Annotated in this window: 15 protein-coding genes; 9 read left to right on the forward strand and 6 right to left on the reverse strand. The window is 66.6% G+C overall.

Annotated features, from left to right (window positions below; all coding sequences use genetic code 11):
• Nucleotides 1-31 precede the first annotated feature (31 nt).
• A complete protein-coding gene (locus ACW5IY_RS04025; protein WP_049434023.1) occupies nt 32-727 on the forward strand; it encodes a TorF family putative porin in 696 nt (231 codons plus the stop codon).
• Nucleotides 728-907: 180 nt separating this feature from the next.
• Here the strand turns inward: ACW5IY_RS04025 and tdh are convergent, their stop codons facing one another.
• Nucleotides 908-1930 (reverse strand): L-threonine 3-dehydrogenase, encoded by a 1023-nt coding sequence (tdh, locus tag ACW5IY_RS04030; RefSeq protein WP_010483949.1) that lies wholly within the window; start codon nt 1928-1930, stop codon nt 908-910.
• 498 nt (nt 1931-2428) lie between these two features.
• On the opposite strand from tdh, the gene ACW5IY_RS04035 reads away from it, so the two are divergent.
• A complete protein-coding gene (locus tag ACW5IY_RS04035; RefSeq protein WP_049434024.1) occupies nt 2429-4591 on the forward strand; it encodes a S46 family peptidase in 2163 nt (720 codons plus the stop codon).
• 122 nt (nt 4592-4713) lie between these two features.
• Here the strand turns inward: ACW5IY_RS04035 and ACW5IY_RS04040 are convergent, their stop codons facing one another.
• A complete protein-coding gene (locus ACW5IY_RS04040) occupies nt 4714-5337 on the reverse strand; it encodes a hypothetical protein (protein WP_049434025.1) in 624 nt (207 codons plus the stop codon).
• A 225-nt stretch (nt 5338-5562) separates the two neighbouring features.
• On the opposite strand from ACW5IY_RS04040, the gene ACW5IY_RS04045 reads away from it, so the two are divergent.
• From ACW5IY_RS04045 to ACW5IY_RS04070, 6 genes are all read left to right on the forward strand, one after another.
• A complete protein-coding gene (locus ACW5IY_RS04045) occupies nt 5563-6207 on the forward strand; it encodes a histidine phosphatase family protein (protein ID WP_010483945.1) in 645 nt (214 codons plus the stop codon).
• A 41-nt stretch (nt 6208-6248) separates the two neighbouring features.
• Nucleotides 6249-7520, forward strand: coding sequence for a bifunctional tetrahydrofolate synthase/dihydrofolate synthase (folC, locus tag ACW5IY_RS04050; protein WP_049434026.1), 1272 nt, complete (start codon nt 6249-6251; stop codon nt 7518-7520).
• 81 nt (nt 7521-7601) lie between these two features.
• Complete coding sequence (locus ACW5IY_RS04055) at nt 7602-8624, forward strand: SPOR domain-containing protein (protein WP_049486835.1); 1023 nt, start codon at nt 7602-7604, stop codon at nt 8622-8624.
• 46 nt (nt 8625-8670) lie between these two features.
• Nucleotides 8671-9450, forward strand: a complete 780-nt coding sequence (locus ACW5IY_RS04060) for a CvpA family protein (protein ID WP_049434029.1) — start codon at nt 8671-8673, stop codon at nt 9448-9450.
• A 30-nt stretch (nt 9451-9480) separates the two neighbouring features.
• Nucleotides 9481-10947, forward strand: a complete 1467-nt coding sequence (purF, locus tag ACW5IY_RS04065) for an amidophosphoribosyltransferase (protein WP_010483938.1) — start codon at nt 9481-9483, stop codon at nt 10945-10947.
• A gap of 9 nt (nt 10948-10956) precedes the next feature.
• On the forward strand, nt 10957-11781 hold the full coding sequence (locus ACW5IY_RS04070; protein WP_049434030.1) for a ferritin-like domain-containing protein: 825 nt from the start codon (nt 10957-10959) through the stop codon (nt 11779-11781).
• A gap of 69 nt (nt 11782-11850) precedes the next feature.
• On the opposite strand, the gene ACW5IY_RS04075 is transcribed toward ACW5IY_RS04070, so the two are convergent.
• Nucleotides 11851-13308, reverse strand: a complete 1458-nt coding sequence (locus tag ACW5IY_RS04075; RefSeq protein ID WP_049434031.1) for a DUF2235 domain-containing protein — start codon at nt 13306-13308, stop codon at nt 11851-11853.
• Nucleotides 13309-13533: 225 nt separating this feature from the next.
• Between ACW5IY_RS04075 and ACW5IY_RS04080 the strand changes: the two genes are divergently transcribed.
• Nucleotides 13534-14787, forward strand: coding sequence for a zinc-dependent metalloprotease (locus ACW5IY_RS04080; protein ID WP_010483932.1), 1254 nt, complete (start codon nt 13534-13536; stop codon nt 14785-14787).
• 87 nt (nt 14788-14874) lie between these two features.
• Here the strand turns inward: ACW5IY_RS04080 and lpxH are convergent, their stop codons facing one another.
• The 3 genes from lpxH to ACW5IY_RS04095 all read right to left on the reverse strand — a co-directional run bounded on the left by lpxH (nt 14875) and on the right by ACW5IY_RS04095 (nt 17351).
• The gene (gene lpxH / locus ACW5IY_RS04085) at nt 14875-15621 is read right to left on the reverse strand and encodes a UDP-2,3-diacylglucosamine diphosphatase (RefSeq protein WP_457327008.1); all 747 of its coding nucleotides are present in this window, start codon (nt 15619-15621) and stop codon (nt 14875-14877) included.
• Nucleotides 15622-15685: 64 nt separating this feature from the next.
• The gene (locus tag ACW5IY_RS04090) at nt 15686-16225 is read right to left on the reverse strand and encodes a phosphatase PAP2 family protein (protein ID WP_010483928.1); all 540 of its coding nucleotides are present in this window, start codon (nt 16223-16225) and stop codon (nt 15686-15688) included.
• The gene (locus ACW5IY_RS04095; protein WP_049434033.1) at nt 16206-17351 is read right to left on the reverse strand and encodes a glycosyltransferase family 4 protein; all 1146 of its coding nucleotides are present in this window, start codon (nt 17349-17351) and stop codon (nt 16206-16208) included. Before ACW5IY_RS04095 ends, ACW5IY_RS04090 begins: the two co-directional genes overlap by 20 nt.
• Nucleotides 17352-17359: the final 8 nt, after the last annotated feature.

The raw sequence follows: 17359 nt of genomic DNA on the forward strand, positions 1-17359 counted from the left end.
TTCCACGCCACCGCCCCCACCGGAGACGCTCATGAAGCACGCCCGTGCCTGCCTCGCCATTGCCGCTGCCCTGACCCTGGCCGCCCCGTTCGCCGCCAGCGCCCAGGAAAACGAATCGCCGTACAGCTGGAACGTCACCGCCGTTTCCGATTACCTGTTCCGTGGCGTGTCGCAGACCGACGAGAAGCCGACCCTGCAGGCAGGCTTCACCTACACCTCGCCGGTTGGCCTGTACGCCGGTGTCTGGGGTTCGGGCGTGGACTTCGGCCCCGGCGACCCGAACACCGAGATCGACTACCAGATCGGCTACGGCGTGGACGTCACCCCGCGCGTCAACTTCGACGTGCTGCTGAACCGCTACACCTACATCGGTGCCAGCAGCCAGAACTACAACGAGCTGGTCACCACCACCACGCTCGATGACACCTACAAGCTGATCGTGGCCTACACCAACGACCAGTGGAACAGCGGTACCGACGGCTGGTACTACGGCGTCGGCGGCGAGTGGGGCCTGCCGCAGGACTTCACGCTGAACGCCAACGTCGGCCGCAGCAGCTTCGAGAAGGGCCTGGCCAAGGATTACACCGACTGGAACGTCGGCGTCAGCCGCAAGTTCGGCCTGTTCAACGTCGGCCTCGGCTACTACGGCACCGACAGCAACGGCCGCGAGAACTCGGGCAAGCTGGCACACAGTCGCGTGCTGCTGACCGTGGCGATCGGCAAATAACCCGTGCTCCGGTAGGTGCCAGGCTTGCCTGGCACGCTTTACGAAAAAGGCGCCCATTGGGCGCCTTTTTCAATTCCGCGGTGTTCCTGATCTCATCTGGGGAAGAGCCCCCTTGTTGTTCAAGGGGGCGCGCCAAAGGCGCGGGGATAAGGAAACATGCGGGGGAATTGACCCTTCGGGTCAATTCCAGCTGAGCACGACCTTGCCGGCCTTGCCTTCTTCCATCAGGTCGAAGCCCTTCTGGAAATCGTCGATCGGCAGCTGGTGGGTCATCACCTTGCCGAGCGGGAAGCCGGACAGCACCAGCTGGGTCATCTTGTACCAGGTCTCGTACATCTTGCGGCCGTAGATGCCCTGCACGGTCAGGCCCTTGAAGATGATCTTGTCCCAGTCGCAGCCGGCGCCCTTGGGCATGATGCCGAGCATGGCGATCTTGCCGCCGTGGTACATGCAGTCGAGCATGTCGTTGAACGCACGCGGGTTGCCGCTCATTTCCAGGCCCACGTCGAAGCCCTCCATGTGCAGTTCCTTCATCACGTCCTTCAGCGACTGGTTGGCCACGTTGACCACGCGGGTGGCGCCCATGTCGGCGGCCAGCTTCAGGCGGAAGTCGTTGACGTCGGTCACCACCACGTTGCGCGCACCGATGTGCTTGCAGATGCCCGCTGCGATGATGCCGATCGGGCCGGCACCGGTGATCAGCACGTCCTCACCGATCACGTTGAACTCCAGCGCACAGTGCGCGGCGTTGCCGTACGGGTCGAAGAACGCAGCCAGCTCCGACGGGATCTGGTCCGGGATCGGCCACAGGTTGCTGGCCGGCATCACCATGTATTCGGCGAAGGCACCGTTGACGTTGACGCCGATGCCGACGGTGTTCGGGCACAGGTGCGGGCGGCCGCCACGGCAGTTGCGGCAGTGGCCGCAGACGATGTGGCCTTCGGCCGAGACGCGCTGGCCGATTTCATAGCCGGTCACGGCCGAGCCGAGTGCGGCGACGCGACCGACGAATTCGTGGCCGATGGTCAGGCCCGGCTTGATGGTGCGCTGGCTCCACTCGTCCCACAGGTAGATGTGCAGGTCGGTACCGCAGATCGCGGTCTTCTCCAGCTTGATCAGGACCTCGTTCGGGCCCGGGGTCGGAACCGGAACTTCTTCCAGCCAGATGCCCTTGGCCGCTTCGCGCTTGACCAGGGCCTTCATCGTTTGCTGCGCCATCGGGGTGGAACTCATCAGGGGGAAAGCGCGGATTATAGGGTGCCGCGCGGATTTCCCATGTTGCGCTGCGGGTGCAGTGGTGGAACGAAAGGCGTGCGCCGACGGGCGTTTCGAACGTGGCCGCTGCACTCGCCGGGCATGGCCCGGCGCTACCGTCCGAGGCCAGGGAATTGTCGGGAGACGGGAGGCCAGGCCGATGCAGGACCGTGAGCGCCATGGATGGCGCGATCGAGCCCCCATGGGTGAGGGCGCTTTGCTTGCGAAGCACTGCTTCGCAAGCGCCCGAACGCACAGCCGCCAGCGGCTGGGCCGGGCCGCGGAGCGGGGTTTACGGCGTGTCCTGCATCGGCCTGGCCTCCCGCCTCCGTCTGATCGCAGTGGAGACGCTGAACGGTGGAAGCATCCGATTGCATGACTTCCGGGGTTCGGGCCGGGGCAGGGCGGCGGGCTACAATCGAAGGTTCCACTACCAGGGGCCGCTCCATGCGCTCGAACCTGCTTGCATTCTCCATCGTCGCCAGCCTCGGGCTGGCCCAGGTCGCCCATGCTGCTGAAGGCATGTGGGTGCCGCAGCAGCTGCCGGAAATCGCCGGCCCGCTGCAGAAGGCCGGCCTGAAGCTGTCCCCGGAACAGCTGTCCAACCTGACCGGCGACCCGATGGGTGCGGTCGTCGCCCTCGGCGGCTGCACCGCCAGCTTCGTTTCGCCGCAGGGCCTGGTGGTCACCAACCACCACTGCGCTTATGGCGCCATCCAGCTGAATTCGACCGCGCAGAAGAACCTGATCAAGGACGGCTTCAACGCGCCGACCCTGAAGGACGAACTGAGCGCCGGCCCGAACGCCCGCGTGTTCGTGCTCGACCAGATCACCGACGTCACCACCCAGGCCAAGGCCGCCATCGCTGCCGCCGGCAACGACCCGCTGGCCCGCAGCCGCGCGCTGGACGCCTTCGACAAGGCCCAGGTTGCCGCCTGTGAAGCCGATGCCGGCTTCCGCTGCCGCCTGTACAGTTTCTCCGGCGGCAACACCTACCGCCTGTTCCGCAACATGGAAATCAAGGACGTGCGCCTGGTCTACGCGCCCCCGGGCAGCGTCGGCAAGTTCGGCGGCGACGTCGACAACTGGATGTGGCCGCGCCACACCGGCGATTTCTCGTTCTACCGCGCCTACGTCGGCAAGGACGCCAAGCCGGCCGCCTTCGCCGCCGACAACGTGCCGTACCAGCCCAAGCACTTCCTGAAGTTCGCCGACCAGCCGCTGGGCGCCGACGACTTCGTGATGGTGGCTGGCTATCCGGGCCGCACCAACCGCTATGCGCTGGCCGGTGAGTTCAACGAAACCGCCAGCTTCACCTACCCGACCATCGCCAAGCACTACAACGCGGTACTGAAGATGATCGCCGACGCCGGCAAGGCCGACGCCGACGTCAAGGTGAAGTACGCCGCCACCGCCGCCAGCATGAACAACGTGGCCAAGAACTACCTGGGCCAGCTGGAAGGCTTCAAGCGCATCGACGCCGCTGGCCAGAAGCAGGCTGAAGAAGCCGCTGTGCTGGCGTGGCTGAAGAAGCAGGGCGCCGCCGGCAAGCCGGCGCTGGCCGCACACGCGCAGCTGCTCAAGCATCTGGATACCAGCAAGTCGACCCGCGAACGCGACCTGTTCGTCGGTCAGTTCAACAACACCTCGGCCGTTGGCGCAGCGATCACCCTGTACCGCCTGTCGATCGAGCGCAGCAAGCCGGATGCCGAGCGCGAAGCCGGTTACCAGGAACGCGATCTGACCACCATCGAAGGTGGCCTCAAGCAGATGGACCGCCGCTATGTGGCGAAGATGGACCAGCAGCTGCAGGCCTACTGGCTGGAGCAGTACGTGGCCCTGCCCGCCGCGCAGCGCGACAATGAAGTGCTGAACAAGTGGCTGGCCGGCAGCGATGCCGCTGCGGTGAAGTCGCTGGTGGCCAAGCTGGGCGGCACCGAGCTGGGCAGCCTGGACACCCGCCTGAAGTGGTTCAAGGCCGACCGCGCTGCGTTTGAAGCCAGCAGCGATCCGGCCATCCAGTACGCGGTGGCCGTCATGCCGGCACTGCTGAAGCAGGAAGAGCAGAAGAAGATCCGCGAAGGCGAATCGCTGACTGCCCGACCGCAGTACCTGCAGGCCGTGGCCGACTACAAGAAGAGCCAGGGTGAGTTCGTCTACCCGGACGCCAACCTGTCGCTGCGCATCACCTTCGGCAACGTCATGGGCTATGGCAAGGACGGCGTGAAGTACACCCCGTTCACCACCCTGGAAGGCGTGGCGGCGAAGGAAACCGGCGAAGATCCGTTCGATTCGCCGAAGGCGCTGCTCGACGCGGTCAAGGCCAAGCGCTATGGCGGCCTGGAAGACAAGCGCCTTGGTTCGGTGCCGGTGAACTTCCTGTCCAACCTGGACATCACCGGCGGCAACTCGGGTTCGCCGGTGCTGGACGCCAACGGCAAGCTGGTCGGCCTGGCATTCGATGGCAACTGGGAATCGGTCAGCTCCAACTGGGTGTTCGATCCGGTGATGACCCGCATGATCGCCGTCGACAGCCGCTACATGCAGTGGATCATGCAGGAAGTGGCGCCGGCGCCGCAGCTGTTGAAGGAACTGAACCTGGCGAAGTAAACCGGTTGCGGTAGTGCCGGCCGCTGGCCGGCAACGCCTGCAGACACTGCCGGGCGGTGCATCCACGCTACTGCAATACTGAAACCCCGCGACGTCTGTCGCGGGGTTTTTTGTCAGCAGCCCTAAGCGGTTTCCCAGGGAACCGGGCGCCCCATTCCCGACACATCGCTGCCCGCTCCGAGCACCCGGCAGTGATTCCAGTAGTCATCTTCCGAGCCCTCAAGGCCGTCGAGATGCAGGCGGACGGATGGGATAGGCCAGCAGTGTTCCATTGCAGCCAGCGCGATCAGCTGTTCGCAAACGTCTTCGTCCGGTGCATCCAATCCGGACAACAAGCGCTCGAACGCTTCATAGAACTCTTCCTCGGGATCGTTCAGGGCGGCAATTTCGTCCATTTCGATTGAAATGAACTCATACGGTGCGTCTTCAATCACCCGCTCGAGCATGTTCACGTACGGAGCAAGATCACCGATACCCTTGAATGCCTGGACGACGCCTGTGCGGCGGCGCCGAAGGGTTTCGAGCACTTTCTGTTTGGGTGCCGAAGGTGCCTGTCCGATCACAACTTCGCCATCGACTTCGAAATCAGCCCGCTGGAAATCCTCGGGTGTAAAAAGCGCCGGCCACAGCAGCGGTATGCAGTAGACATCGTTTGCCAGTGTCTGCACGTCGGAATCGTAGTCGACGGCGAAGCTGGGATAGATGCCCGGCAGGGGGCTGCAGCACAGATAGGAGCGATTGGACATTGATCGGCCCGCAAAGGCTCCAAGCGTGGACGTCGGGTGCCAGCAATGCCATCAGATTAGTTGCATATTGCAAAGTGAACGTGGCTGTCCGCTTCGACGTCGTTGGTTGCACTGCATCCCTAGCTGCCCGGCCGGGTGCGCCGAACAGGTATCATCCCTGTTCCGCGCACTTCACAGGATGTGAACGAAACGCGGAAACCTCCTCCCCCAGGACCCCTTGCACGCATGCGCATCCTGCTTGCCCGCCACGGCGAAACGCCGTGGAACGCCGAAGGCCGCTACCAGGGCCAGATCGATATTCCGCTTTCGCCGATCGGAGAAGCCCAGGCCCAGGCACTGGGTGCCCGCCTGGCCTCGGTGGACATCACCCGTGCCGTCGCCTCGCCGCTGTCGCGCGCGCAGCGCACCGCGCAGCTTGCGCTTGGCGCCGCCCGTGCCGACATGCTGCTGACCGAGCCGGAGCTGCAGGAAATTGCCCACGGTGAGTGGGAAGGCCTGCTGGCCAGTGAAATCAACGAGAAGGATCCGTCGCGCCTGCAGGCCTGGCGCGAGGAGCCGGATACCGTGCTGATGCCCGGCGGCGAATCGCTGCGCCTGGTGCTGGAGCGCAGCTGGCGCGGCCTGGCCCGGGCCACCGAAGGCCTCGGTGAGCACGACACCCTGCTGGTGGTGGCCCATGACGCGGTGAACCGCGTGATCCTCTGCAAGGTGCTGGGCCTGCCGATTTCCCGCCTGTGGACCTTCCGCCAGGCGCCGACCACGCTCAACCTGCTCGAAGGCGCCGACCTGGACAGCCTGGAAGTGGTGCGCCTGAACGACTGTGCCCACCACACGCCGTTCTTCGGCGAAGCCAAGCACCGCGCACTCTGACCCGCCACACCGAACCACCTGTACCTGCTGGAAGCACTGCCGTGACGAACACCCCGACCACCCTGGCCGACTGGCTGGACTACATTGAACGCCAGCACCCGGCGACCATCGACATGGGCCTGGAGCGCGTGCGCACCGTGGCCACGGCGATGGGCCTGGGCACGCCGGCCCAGCGCACCATCGTGGTCGGTGGTACCAACGGCAAGGGCTCTACCGTGGCCTTCATCGAGGCCATCGGCCGTGCTGCCGGTTGGAAGGTTGGCGCCTACACCTCGCCGCACCTGCTGCGCTACAACGAGCGCGTGCGCATCGACGGGCAGGACGTGGACGATGCGGCGCTGGTCGCTGCGTTCAATGCGGTCGAAGCCGCGCGTGGCGAGACCACGCTGACCTATTTCGAGTACGGCACGCTGGCCGCGCTGCAGTTGTTCGCCGACGCCGGGCTGGACCTGGCGGTACTGGAAGTGGGCCTGGGCGGTCGACTGGATGCGGTCAACATCGTCGATGCCGATGTGGCGGTGATCACTACTGTGGACATCGACCATGCCGAATGGCTGGGCGAGGACCGCGAAGCGATCGGCACCGAGAAGGCCGGCATCATCCGTGGCTGGAAGCCGGTGATTCTGGGCGAGACCGATCCGCCGTCCAGCGTGCTCGCACGTGCCTATCTGGTGGGTGCCAACGCGATCCGTGGCGGCAGCGATTATTTCTACGAGCCGATCGATGCCCAGCGCTGGCGCTGGCGCGACGTCGGCCTGCGCATGGAACTGCCGACCCCGGCGCTGGCCGGCCCGATCCAGCTGGCCAACGCCGGCGCCGCCATCGCCGCGCTGCGCGCGCTGGACAAGCCGGTGCCGCGCGCGGCGTGGGCTGCCGGTGTCGCGGCGGCGCGCATTTCCGGCCGGCTCCAGGCATTCGAGCGCGACGGCGTGCAGATCCGTGTGGACGTGGGCCACAACCCGCAGGCCGCGGGCCAGCTCGCGCGTGCGCTGAAGGCCGAGGTCTCGGCCGGGCGCACCCTGGCGGTGTACGCCGCGCTGCAGGACAAGGACGCAGCGGGTGTGGTGCAGGCGCTGGAGGACGTGGTGGGCGAGTGGACCCTGGCCGGGCTGGAAGGCCCGCGCGGGCAGAGCGCCGCCCAGCTGCAGGCACGCCTGGCCGGCACGGCCGCCGCCACGGCGGCGCTGGCTGACAGCGTCGAACAGGCGCTGGCGCAGACACTGGCCCAGGCCGAACGTGGGGACCGGGTGCTGGTGTTCGGCTCCTTCCATACCGCCGCCGCCGCCCTGCAATGGCTGCAGGACGCCGCCTGATACGCGTTCAGCCAACGCCGACGCCGTCCGGTCCGGCACCCGTATAATCGATGGCAATCTCCGGACAGTTGCCTGCCTCACGTGGATACGCCTCTGAAACAGCGTCTGATTGGTGCCATCGTGCTGGTGGCACTGGCCGTGATTTTCCTGCCGATGCTGGTCAAGGGACCGGCACCGGACAGCGGCGTCGCCAATGTGCCGATCGCCGCGCCGGATGCACCGGCCGATGGCCAGTTCGAAACCCGTGAACTGCCGCTGGTGGCCCCGGCGGGCGGTGCCACGGGGCTGCAGACCGGCCAGGCCAAACCGCTTGCGGAGGCCGCAGCGCCTGCCACGCCGCCGACCGTGGACACGTCGCCGGCGGTCGCCGCCGGCAACTATGCGGTTACCTTCGGTGCCTACGGCAGCAAGGCCGACGCCGATGCCGTGATCGCCTACCTGAAGCGCTCGCAGCTGCCGGGCTTCACTGAAACCGCCACCATCGGCGGCCGTCAGGCTTGGCGTGTGCGGGTCGGGCCGTATGCCGACCGCGCCCAAGCCGAGGCGGCCCGCCTGCAGGCGGTGAAGATCCGGGCGGATGTGAAGGCCGAAGTGATCACCCTGGACGCGGCGGCCGGCAGCAGTGCCCCGGTCGCGGCCACCCCGTCACCCGCTACGCCGAGCGCCAGCACCCCGTCCGCAGCCACTGCGCCGTCGGCCAGCAGCAACCCGGTCCGCAGCGAAAGCCTGCCGCCGAGTACGCCGACCGCGCCCCCGGCCGCCAAGCCGGAACCGCCGAAGCCTGCGCCGAAGCCCGAGCCGAAGCCGGAGGCCACCGCCAGCAAGCCGGCGACGGTGCCAGCCACACCGGCGGCACCGGCTGCCAGCAGCGTCGGCTTTGCCGTGCAGCTGGGCGCGTTCGGTCAGGCCAACGATGCCAATGCCCTCCGCGACAAGGTCCGCGCCGCCGGTTTCAGCGCGTTCGTTGAACAGGTGCGCACGGACAAGGGCACCCTGCATCGCGTCCGCGTCGGGCCGGTGGCCAACCGCGCCGATGCCGAGCAGCTGAAGGCGCAGGTCGCCGCCAAGGTCGGCGTGGCCGGCATGGTGCGACCGCACCCATGACCCACGCGCAGCCCCGTTGCCAGCGCCGCCGAAGGAGCGGGGCGCCATGATCGACGTGGTGCTGCTGATCGTGATCGCCGCCTCCACCCTGCTGGGGATGCTGCGCGGCTTTGTGGGAATCGTCATCGGCACCCTGTCGTGGCTGCTGGCCGCGTGGGCGGCCTTCGCCTTCGGCAATGATGCCGCCCATTGGTGGGCCGCCCCGGCGGCCCCCGGTGGCGAACACTTCGTCGGTGGCTACCTGGGGGTCGGCATCGGCGTGATGATCGTGGTCGCGGTGATCGGCATGGTCATCAAGGCCCTGGTCCATCGCAGCATGCTGACCAGCCTGGACCGCCTGCTGGGCGGGGTGCTGGGCGCTGTGCGGGGCGGCCTGATCGCCGCGATCCTGCTGCTGCTGGGCAGTTTCACCCCGCTGACCGCCGAGCCCTCCTGGCAGCGTTCGGCGGTGCGCCCACTGCTGAACCCCACCGTTGCCTGGATGAACAGCAAGCTGCCGCACTGGGAGGTTCCCGGCGCTGATCTGCTGCCCAAGGGCTTGCCCACCGACGCCCTGTCCCCATCTGCATTGATGGAGTTGGGGAAGAATGCAGGCGCCGGGTTGGGAAAGCCGGGTGCGGCAGGCGATAATGGCATCCTCAACCAGGTAGTGGCAGGCAGCGGATGGCTGCGGCCTGCGAAAGCGGAACAGGGCGATTCCTACGATCCGGCCGAAGTGCGTCCGGACGCCTCAGCACTGCCGGACAGTATCGAGCCGGGCGATCCGGCCAATGTCGACCGCGCGCGCGGCGACCACCGCGGCCAGGTACGGCCACCTTCCTTGTAACTGGGCACAGCCCAGCGGAGACTTCGCACCATGTGTGGCATCGTCGGAATCGTCGGCAACCAGAACGTCGCCGGGCAGTTGTATGACGGCTTGACCGTCCTCCAGCATCGCGGCCAGGACGCAGCAGGCATCGCCACCGTCAATGGCAGCCGCCTGCGGGTGCAGAAGGCCACCGGCCTGGTCCGCGATGTGTTCGATGCCCGCACCATGTCCACCCTGGAAGGCAGCGTCGGCATCGCCCATGTGCGCTACCCGACCGCCGGTTCGGAAGGCATGGACGAGGCACAGCCGTTCTACGTGAATTCGCCGTACGGCATCGCGCTGGCCCACAACGGCAACCTGATCAACACCGAGGCGCTGCGCCAGCAGGTGTTCGAACAGGACCGGCGCAACGTCAATACCGATTCGGACAGCGAAGTGCTGTTGAACGTGTTCGCCTACGAACTGGAGCAGCAGCGCCAGCTCAGCCCGGAAGCGGCCATCCGTGCCGTGGCTGGCGTGCACCGCCGCTGCAAGGGCGGCTATGCGGTGGTCAGCGTGGTGCTGGGCCTGGGCCTGGTGGCTTTCCGCGATCCGCATGGCATCCGTCCGCTGGTGCTGGGCAAGCGCAGCCACGCCGAAGGTGACGAATACATCGTCGCTTCCGAGTCGGCCGCGCTGGACGTGCTGGGCTTCCAGCGCGTGCGTGACGTGCAGCCGGGCGAAGCGCTGGTGATCACCGCGCGTGGCGAGCTGTTCTCTGAGATCTGCGCCGAGCCGGCCGAGCACACCCCGTGCATCTTCGAGTACGTGTACTTCGCACGCCCGGATTCGATGATCGACAACGTGTCGGTGCACAAGGCGCGCATGCGCATGGGCATCAAGCTGGGCGAGAAGATCCTGCGCCTGCGCCCGGACCACGACATCGACACCATCATCCCGATCCCGGATACCTCGCGCGACGCCGCGCTGGAGATCTCCAACGTGCTCGGGGTGAAGTACCGCGAAGGCTTCATCAAGAACCGCTACATCGGCCGCACCTTCATCATGCCGGGGCAGGGCGAGCGCGTGAAGTCGGTGCGCCGCAAGCTCAATCCGATCCACCTGGAGTTCCGCAACCGCGTGGTGCTGCTGGTGGACGACTCGATCGTGCGCGGCACCACCAGCCAGCAGATCGTGCAGATGGCCCGTGATGCAGGCGCACGCAAGGTCTACCTGGCCAGCGCGGCGCCGCCGGTGCGCTACCCGAACATCTACGGCATCGACATGCCGGCTGCAGAAGAGCTGGTCGCGCACAACCGCAGCGTGGAAGAGATCGAAGCCCACCTGGGCTGCGACTGGCTGATCTACCAGGATCTGGAAGACATGGAAGCGGCAGTGAGCGAGGGCAACCCGGCGCTGCGCAACTTCGATTCGTCCTGCTTCAACGGCCACTACCCGACCGGTATCGAGCCGGGCTACTTCGAGCGCATCCAGCAGCTGCGTTCGGACGATGCCAAGCACAAGCGCCGCGCCTGAGGTCCAGGCGTGGTTGACGTGCCCGACGTTGGTGGCGACCTGCTGCGCGCCGCGCAGCAGTGCCTGGCCGAAGCCAACCCGCTGCGCAAGGTTGCGCTGACCCAGGCCTACGCCGCTGCGTTCCGTGCCGGTCGCCTGAGAGTGGCCGCCGATGCGCCGCCGCCGGAACCGATCCGTATGCCGGGCCGGCCGGCGCAACTGGTGCTGGTGCATCCGCGCGAAGTGCCGCGGCGCGGGCTGGGCGGTGTGGAAGGGCGGGCTGCTTTCATCCATGCCATCGCGCATATCGAACTCAATGCGATCGACCTGGCCTGGGATGCGGTGTACCGCTTCCGCGGACTGCCGTCGGCGTTCCATGCCGACTGGGTCAGCTGTGCCGACGACGAATCGCGGCACTTCATGCTGCTGCGCCAGCGCCTGCAGGTGCATGGCCACGACTATGCCGACTTTCCCGCGCACAACGGGTTGTGGGAAATGTGCGAAAAGACCGCGCACGATGGCCTGGCACGCATGGCGCTGGTGCCGCGCGTGCTGGAAGCGCGCGGCCTGGACGTGACGCCGGGCATGATCGAGAAGCTGCGCAATGTCGGCGATGGCGAGACCGCCGATGTGCTGGAAGTGATCCTGCGCGAGGAAGTGGCGCACGTCGCTGCCGGCTCGCGCTGGTACCGCTGGTACTGCGACCGCGCCGGTGTCGAACCGCGCGCACGTTTCAAGGAACTGCTGGTGGAGTACGCCGGTGGCTACCTGCACGGGCCGTTCAACATCGAAGCGCGCCTGCTGGCTGGTTTTGATGCGGATGAGCTTGCCAACCTGGTCGAGCAGGCCGGTTGAGAAAAAGGGGACGGAGGGGATTAAGTCGTTAATGCCACAAACGACTTAATCCCCTCCGTCCCCTTTTTCTTATGCATTCGGCAACACCACGCGCTTGCCGTCCACGGTCGGCCGGTTGATGTAGAACAGGCCGGGACCCGGCCGGTACGGTAGTTCGCTGACGCCGGCATCGGCGGCGTAGGTCAGTGCGGTGTCGCCCAGTGCATCGAAGTTCCAGTGCGCTGACTGCATCAGGTAGCGCCGCCGCAGCAGCGCCTCCTGTGTCTGCGTCAGCGGCTGTCCGGCCACCAGGCGGCGTGCGATCGGCTGCAGGGCCGACGGCAGCTCCCAGCCGGGAACTCCGGCCGCATTGGCGGTCCATTGCACGCCGGCATCGATGGCCTGCTGCTGCATCACCTGCAGTGCGATCAGTTGATAACGCCAGTCGATGCGCCGACGCAGCACCACCGCGGCAGTCACATACAGCACCGGTGACAACAGTACGCTGCGGCTGCCTGCACGGCGCTGCTGCTGCCACTGGTGCCAGACATCCACCCAGATCTCTTTTTCCCCAACGCCCAGTTGTTGCCGCCAGCGCTCGGCATCGGCCTGCGTTTCAGCGTAAGCCGTGGTCGCCTGCAGCAGGGCTAGCGGTGGCGTCTGGTAGTCAGCCACTGCTGGCCGACGCAGCTGTTGCCGGCGTGGACGACTCAGCAGCTTGGGGCCTTCCTCCAGCTGGTTGTAGCCACCACCGATGTTGGCGTGTACGCCGGGCAGGGCGATCTCGGTGAATGGCGGTGCCACGCTGGTCAGCGGATAGTGCTGCCGATGTTCATCGCGTGCAGTGAGCTGCACGACGTGTGCAGCGATACCACTGCGCAGGGCCCGCTGAGGCTGCTCATCGGCGCGGCCGCCATTGACTGCGACCACGGTGTCGAACAGTCCGATGAAGCGCAGCACCGGTGTGGCGGGAGCGAAGTTCGCAGTGCAGGACAGGCCGGCGACCTGCAGCAGCTGGCGCCAGCGCGCGCTGTCCCAGCCCTGCAGCTGGTTGGCGATGTCACGTGCCGCGGCAGCGCCGCGCGAATAGCCGAACAGATCCAGCTGCACGCCACGCAACGGTCGCTGCCAGCGCGCGGACAGCTCGGCCAGTGCAGCCGGCAGCAGCACCTGCAGCGCGCGCTGCACTTTTGCACGAACGCCACTGGCACCGATGCCGAAGGCCAGTCCGATCAGATCATCATCGGCATCATCGCGGGTGCCCACGCCCTCCACATAGATCGACAACGAAGGTGCGCCCGTCGCATCGCGGCGGCCGTCCGGATACAGCTGCTGCAGGCGCGCGATGTTGGTCAGGCCGTTGTCGTAGCTGCTGGTCAGCCGGCTCTGGTAGGTCGAATCATCATCCGCGCGCAGCTGTGCCGGGCGTGGCTGCGGAACCTGTGGGCGACCGCGTGCCAGGTTGTGTGCGTTGTTGCGGGTGCCATCGAAGAACAGGCCAATCCGCAGCAAGCCGACATCTTCATCCGTGTCCTGCGATGGTGCCATGTGCATGTCCCGTCGTGACTGCGTCACGGTAGCGCGAAAGCGGTGTATTGGCGAAGTGTAGTGACGCCTTTGACCTTACTTAACGCAGATGCGGTCGATCACAGTTCCTGATTTTCATTCCCATCTTCTATTGAATTCACACGACCCGCGCAGGCCAGATGGCCAGACCCGGAAAACCCGGGCGTGCTGCATCAACGCTGTTCACATCATTCAAGGAGCGACGCAATGTTGTCCAGATCGATTGGCAAAGCGGCAGGTGGCCTGGTGTTGGGTTTGTCGGTGGCAGCGGCCGCGCATGCGGCACCGTTGTTCGAGCCGGTGACGGTCATCAGCCGGGCATCGGCAAACAGTGAGCCCGCGCTGGGCAAGCTGCTGGCCACCCCGTCCACCGCGACGGTACAGGAAGTGCGTGTCGACGCTGCTGCCACCGCGCAGCCACAACTGGAGTTCGAACTGCTTGGCCAGCGCGTGCAGGCGGTGCGCAGCAAGGTGGAAGCTCTGCCTGATGGCGGCAGCATCTGGTACGGCCAGTTGCGCTCGCCGTCCGATCGGCTGACTGCCGCCACTTCGAACGGTCAGGATGATCCTGGCAATTCAGTGATCCTGGTGCGTTCGGGCAACACCCTCACCGGCTCGATCCGCAAGGACGGCAAGCTTTACCGGCTGCGTCCGCTGGGCAACCGCCATGTACTGGTGGAAGTGGATGAATCGCGGATGCCGGCCGATCATCCGGCCGACTACAACCAGCTGCCGAAAATCCCGATGGGCAACAATGACCGCATCGGCATCGCGCAGGCCTCGTCCGGCACCCCGGCCACCATCCGCGTGCTGGTGGTGGCGACCAATGCAGCGGTAACGGCCTATGGCGGCAACATGCAGTCGCTGGTGCAGCTGGCGGTGGCCGAATCCAACCAGGGTTACGTCAACAGCAACGTTGGCATCACCCTGCAGCTGGCCGGCTACGAAACCACCAACTACACCGAGTCCGGCAACTTCACCACCGACCTGACCCGCTTCCGCAACACCAGCGACGGCTACATGGACAGCATCCACACCAGCCGCAACAACACCGCGGCCGATGTCGGCGTCCTGCTGATCAACAACACGAGCTACTGCGGGTTGGCCTCGGGCATCGGCTCGACGGCATCGACGGCCTTCGCGGCGGTGTACTGGGATTGCGCGACCGGCTACTACTCCTTCGCGCATGAGATCGGCCATCTGCAGAGTGCGCGGCACGATATCGCCAGTGATCCCAGCACGTCGCCCTATGCCTATGGGCACGGCTATCGCTACGAGCCGTCCTCCGGTTCGCGCTGGCGCACGATCATGGCCTATGACTGCTCGGCCGGCTGCCCGCGCCTGAACTACTGGTCCAACCCGAACATCAGCTACAACGGCATCCCGATGGGCAATGCCAGTACCGCCGACAACCAGCGCGTGCTGGTCAATACCAAGGCCACCATCGCGGCCTTCCGCTGAGGCCAATCGCCGACCGGGGTCGGCGTCTACCCGGGTGCGTGCACCTGCCCTGGTAGATGCCAACCTTGGTTGGCACCCTGCGATCCATCATTCGCGCGCGAGCGTTTCCAGCGACCAGCCGCCGGCATCCACGCGCAGTACCGATCCCTGTTCGTACCAGTCGCCCAGCACGATGCGGTTGCAGGTGCGGCCACCGGCCTGCAGCGTGTGCACCGCCGGGCGATGGGTGTGGCCGTGGATCATGGTGTCCACGCCATGACGCATGAAGGTGGCATCGACTTCGGCCGGAGCCACATCGGTCACGGTCTCGAACTGCGCACGATCCCCCTGCTTCATTTCCGACTGGCGGGCCTGGCTGGCGTCGCGTGCCTTCTGCGCGAAGGCGATGCGTGCGGCCAGCGGCTGCGACAGGAACTGCGCCTGGAATGCCGGGTCGCGCGTCTGTGCACGGAACTGCTGGTAGGGGATGTCGTCCGTGCACAGCAGGTCACCGTGCTGCAGCAGCACCGGGCGACCGTACAGCTCGATCACGCACGGGTCGGGCAGGATGCGCAGGCCGGCACGGCGCGCATAGTCTTCGCCGAGCAGGAAGTCGCGGTTGCCGCGGATGAAGTACACCGGCACGCCGCTGTCGGAGAGCACCTTCAGCGCGTCGGCCACTGCATCGGCGGCGGGCGAGGGCGTGTCGTCGCCGATCCAGGCCTCGAACAGGTCGCCGAGGATGTACAGCGCATCGGCGCCGGGCGCCTGTTCGCGCAGGAAGCGCAGGAACAGGTCGGTGATCTCCGGACGGCTGGGGTCCAGGTGCAGGTCGGAAATGAACAGCGTGGTCATGCCTGCATTCTAGGCCATCAACGATGACGGTAGCGCCGGGCCATGCGTGCCGGCGCGGCGGCCATCACACCGGCAGCGGCAACCAGGCCAGGCTGGCCGATGCCAGCAGGATGGCAATGCCGGTGGCGGCCAGTACATCGGACGGGTAGTGCAGGCCCAGCACCACCCGCGACAGCGCGACGCCGAAGGTGAACGGGACCAGCAGCGGTGCCAGCCACGGGTAGTAGGCCAACGCGACGATGGTGAACGACACCGCGTGCAGGGTGTGCCCGGAGGGGAAGCTGAACTCGTCCAGCGGTGCCACCCAGGCACGGATGCGCAGATCGGCCGCATACGGGCGGGGACGCCGGGTCCAGCGCTTGAGGCCTTTGTAGAGCAGCAGCGCGGCCAGCCCGGTGGCGGCCATGTGCACGGAGGCGCGCAGTCCATCGAAGCCGTCGAGCAGCACCAGCGCGCCCATCAGCACGTACCAGAACACGCCATCGCCGAGACGGCTGATGACCGAGAACAGGCGACGCACGCGGCGACGCCGGCAGTAGTGGTTGGCCCGGCGGCAGAGCCGCGCCTCGCGGCCGGCCAGCAGCTCAAGCGGCGTGGTGCGCATGGCCGCTCCTCCGCGACTGGGCCAGCTCGGACAGCAGGGCATCGAACTCGGCAACCACCTGCTGTGGATGCAGGCGCTTCATCGCACGCGCGGCGCTGCTGCCGAATTCGCGGCGCCGTGCATCATCGGCGGCCAGCTGCACGGCTGCCTCGATGAACTGCTCATCGTTTTCCACGGCCGCGCCGTTCTCGCCATCACGCAGGTATTCGCGGGCCGCACCGTAGTCGAAAGCGACGGTGGCCAGGCCGCTGGCCATGCTTTCCAGGGTCACGTTGCCGAAGGTCTCGCTGCGGCTGGGGAACAGGAACAGGTCACCGCTGGCGAAATGCCGCGCCAGGGCCTCGCCGCGCTGGATGCCGCAGAAGATGAAATCCGGGTTTTCATGTGCCAGTTTTTCGCGGGCCGGACCATCACCTACCCAGACGAAGCGGGCTTTGGGCCGGATCTGCTGCAGGCGCCGGAAGGCTTTCACCGCCAGGCCAAGGTTCTTTTCCGCGGCGATGCGGCCGACATAGATCGCCACCAGGCCATTGCCGTCCACGCCCCATTCCTCGCGCAGCCCCGGGTCGCGCCGGCCCGGATCGAACTGCTGGCTGTCGACCGCGCGTGCCAGCAGGCGCACGCGTTCGAAGCCCTGTTCACCGAGGAACTGCTGCAGTTCGCGGGTGGGTACCAGGGTTGCGTCGGCCTGGTTGTGGAACCGGCGCATCCAGCGCATCGCCGCGGCCTGCAGCCAGGCGACACCGTAGTCGGGCAGGTACTCGTCGAAGCGGGTGTGGAAACCACTGGCGACCGGAATGCCAAGGCGGCGCGCGGTGCGCAGCGCCGACCAGCCCAGCGGGCCTTCGGTGGCGATGTAGACCGCATCGGGACGCTGCTGCTGCCAGTGGCGGTTGAGCCGGATCGGTGCAGGCAGGCCGAAGCGCAGGCCGGGGTAGCGCGGCAATGCGGCACCCGGAACCAGCAGCGTGCCTGGCGCCGAGTCCAGCGCTTCGCTGGCCTGGCGTGGCCGGATCAGGTCGATGTCATGGCCGGAAGTGCGCAGTCCCTGCTCCAGGCCCTGCACGGTCAGGGCAACGCCGTTCACTTCCGGCGGGTAGGTCTCGGTGACGATGGCATAGCGCATGGCGGGCC

The sequence above is a fragment of the Stenotrophomonas sp. C-A genome (assembly GCF_054030835.1).